The organism is Nitrosophilus sp. (genome assembly GCF_982775275.1).
The window spans coordinates 1-3320 of the sequence record NZ_CEXZHP010000167.1 but is presented as its reverse complement, the minus strand read 5'-3'; the positions used below and the strand labels follow the sequence as shown (position 1 = coordinate 3320).

Below are 3320 nucleotides of genomic sequence, written 5' to 3'. Positions count from 1 at the left end.
TCAATTACCAATTCAAGCTTTCTAATATCTACTTAATCCTTCATTTGATATACTATCTTGTCTTATGAAAATGATTAAAAGGATAAAAATATGCTTCTTTTTACCCCTGGGCCAACACCTGTTTTAGAAAAGATCAGACAGGCTATGGCAAAAGTTACACTGCATCATAGAACACCCGAATTTACAAAAATTTTCAATGAAACAAGAGAACTTTTATTTAATCTTTTAAAAACCGATGAAGTGGTAATATTTGCTTCTACCGGCACGGGAGCGATGGAGGCTTGCGTTAATAATCTTTGTCAAAAAAAAGCTTTAGTAATAAATGCTGGCAAATTTGGTGAAAGATTTGCAAAGATTTGTGCCGCTTTTGATATCCCTTATAAAGAGTTAACTTATGAGTGGGATACTCCAGCAGATGTCTATGAAATAGTTGAATCAATCAAAGAAGATAGCGATATCGATGCCCTTTTTATTCAGATTTGTGAAAGCTCAGGAGGGCTTAGACATCCAGTTGAAGATATTGCAAAAGAAGTAAAAGCAATAAATCCCGATATTATGATTGTAGCAGACGGCATAACTGCCGTAGGAGTTGAGCCTATAGAAACTAAAAATATAGATGCGCTAATTACCGGAAGTCAAAAGGCTTTAATGCTTCCTCCAGGTTTATCGATGGTTGGCCTTAGCGATAAAGCGGTAAAAAAGATTGGAAAAGGAAAAGGCTTTTATTTTAATATGGCCAGCGAGATAAAAAAACAAAGGGAAGGGACAACGGCTTATACCGCCGCTACTACTTTAATAATAGGCTTAAATAAGATGTTAAAAGAGATGGAAAATATCGGTCTTGATACGATATATGATTTAACTGATAAAAGAGCTGTGGCAACAAGGGTAGCTTTAGAAGCTATAGGACTAAAAATCTATCCTAAAAAACCTGCAAATGCAATGACAGCTATAATTGATGAAGATGCAGAAAAGATCAGGAAAATTTTAAAAGAGAAATATAAAGTAAATATTGCCGGAGGACAGGAGCATTTAAAAGGAAAACTTTTTAGAATAAACCATATGGGCTTAATCGAGCCATATGAAGCGTCTTGGGTTGTAAACGCTATTGAGATGGCACTAAAAGATCTTGATAGAATTGAATATACCGGTAAGGCAAATAAGATATTTAACGAGATATATTTTGAGGAATAGTGTATGGTTTATGAACATGAGATCCCAAAAGGGAGTAGACTCTATTTTGGAAAGAGTGCGAAATTAAAAAGAGAGATAGAACAAATCTCAAGCGAAATATTATATAAAAACGGATATGAGGAGATATTGACTCCTCTTTTTTCATACCATCAAAATTTTAGTATAGAAGATAAAAAAGAGTTGATCAGAATAAACGATGAACAAAACAGGGATCTTTCTTTAAGAGCCGATTCTACAATAGACGTGGTTAGGATAATCACAAAAAGGCTTGGTAGAAGCACTACTCATAAAAAATGGTTTTATATACAGCCGGTTTTTAGATATCCAACTTATGAATATTATCAGATAGGAGCAGAACTTTTGGGTAGTGCAAAATCCCAAGAAGTTTTAAAAATTGCCATTGAGATTTTAAATAGATTAAATTTATCCCCCCTGCTACAAATATCAAATATAAAAATAGCAAAAATTTTAAATGAGGAATTTTCTATTCCTCTTGATATTTTAAAAAGTGCAAATATAGAATATATGTTAAATTTTGGAGAAGATTGGTTAAAAAAGCTGATCTATTTAAAAAAGCTTGAAGAGATTGACGATATTTTAGGTGAAATCCCCCAAGAGATAGAAGAAGAACTTTTAAAATTAAAAAGCCTTGGAGAATCTATAAATTACGAAAATGTAATAATCGCTCCTTTATATTACGCAAAAATGAGATATTACGAAGATCTGTTTTTTAGGTTTTTAGAAAAAAATATGACAATATGCAAAGGCGGCGAGTATAAAAGTGACTCTTTGGAGGCTGCCGGCTTTGCTTTATATACGGATAATCTAATAGAAATTTTAGAGGATAAGGGTTTTAAATGAGAGCTGATTTGATTGTTGGGTTGCAATGGGGAGATGAAGGAAAAGGAAAAATTGTTGACCTTCTTGCGCAAAATTATGATATTGTATGTAGATATCAAGGAGGCCATAACGCCGGACATACCATAGTTGTCGAGGGGAAAAAGATAGCCCTTCATCTAATCCCCTCAGGTATTTTAAATCCTAAGGCAACAAATATTATAGGAAACGGAGTTGTTGTAAGTCCACAAGCTTTACTAAAAGAGATGGAGCAGTTTGATAATTTGGACGGAAGGCTTTTAATTAGCGATAAAGCCCATCTAATTTTTAAATATCACGAAATGATAGATAAAGCAAGAGAAAAATTAAGAGGGAAAAACGCTATTGGCACAACAGGTAGAGGTATAGGTCCAGCATACAGCGATAAAATAAGCAGAGTCGGACACAGAATCGGTGAGCTTAAGGATATTGATAAACTTTCTCAAAAGATAGAAGACTATTTTAGGGCCAACGAAGTCTATTTTAAAGCATTAAATATCGATATACCATCTTCGCAAGAGTTAAAAAAGGAGTTAGAGCTTTATAGAGAAAAACTTCTTCCATATGTTGCAGATGTAACCAACTATTTATGGGATATAATGGAGCTTGGAGAGCATAAAATTTTATTGGAGGGCGCTCAAGGAAGTATGCTTGATATCGATCATGGAACCTATCCTTTCGTTACGAGCTCAAATACTATTGCTGCAGGTGCGTGCACCGGACTTGGTCTCTCTCCAAAAGATATAGGAAAAGTTATAGGTATAGCAAAAGCTTACTGCACAAGAGTTGGAAACGGTCCTTTTCCAACTGAAGAGTTTGGTAAAGAGGGGGATAGGCTAAGAGAAAAGGGATCGGAGTTTGGAACTACTACCGGAAGGCCAAGAAGATGCGGCTGGTTTGACGCAGTTGCGGCTAAGTATGCATGTAGATTAAACGGATGCGATGAGATAGCTATAATGAAGTTGGATGTTCTTGACGGTTTTGAGAAGATAAAAATATGCACCTCTTATGAATATGAAGGTGAAAAAATAGAGTATGTTCCAAGCGATTTGGAAAATGTTAAACCTATTTATCAAGAGATTGATGGATGGCAAAGTGTAGTTGGGATAAAAAGATATGAAGATTTGCCGATAGAGGCAAGAAATTATATAGAGATTATTGAAGAGCTAACCGATACAAAGGTTGCTATAATTTCAACAAGTCCAGATAGGGTAGATACTATTGTTAGATAAATGGTTGAGTAGTTAGAA

The 3320-nt window shown here is 34.7% G+C and carries 3 protein-coding genes; all 3 read left to right on the top strand.

Annotation, left to right across the window (positions count from 1 at the left end; translation table 11 throughout):
* Positions 1–90: 90 nt before the first annotated feature.
* The 3 genes from AC30RD_RS07560 to AC30RD_RS07550 are packed head-to-tail and all read left to right on the top strand — an operon-like array spanning position 91 to position 3302.
* A complete protein-coding gene (locus AC30RD_RS07560; RefSeq protein WP_489493831.1) occupies positions 91–1194 on the top strand; it encodes a pyridoxal-phosphate-dependent aminotransferase family protein in 1104 nt (367 codons plus the stop codon).
* A gap of 3 nt (positions 1195–1197) precedes the next feature.
* A complete protein-coding gene (locus AC30RD_RS07555; RefSeq protein ID WP_489493830.1) occupies positions 1198–2055 on the top strand; it encodes an ATP phosphoribosyltransferase regulatory subunit in 858 nt (285 codons plus the stop codon).
* Complete coding sequence (locus tag AC30RD_RS07550; RefSeq protein ID WP_489493829.1) at positions 2052–3302, top strand: adenylosuccinate synthase; 1251 nt, start codon at positions 2052–2054, stop codon at positions 3300–3302. Before AC30RD_RS07555 ends, AC30RD_RS07550 begins: the two co-directional genes overlap by 4 nt.
* Positions 3303–3320: the final 18 nt, after the last annotated feature.

Coding starts and splice junctions, on each gene's coding strand:
- AC30RD_RS07560 (WP_489493831.1), top strand. CDS start 91: ATGCTTCTTTTTACCCCTGGGCCAACACCTGTTTTAGAAAAGATCAGA.
- AC30RD_RS07555 (WP_489493830.1), top strand. CDS start 1,198: ATGGTTTATGAACATGAGATCCCAAAAGGGAGTAGACTCTATTTTGGA.
- AC30RD_RS07550 (WP_489493829.1), top strand. CDS start 2,052: ATGAGAGCTGATTTGATTGTTGGGTTGCAATGGGGAGATGAAGGAAAA.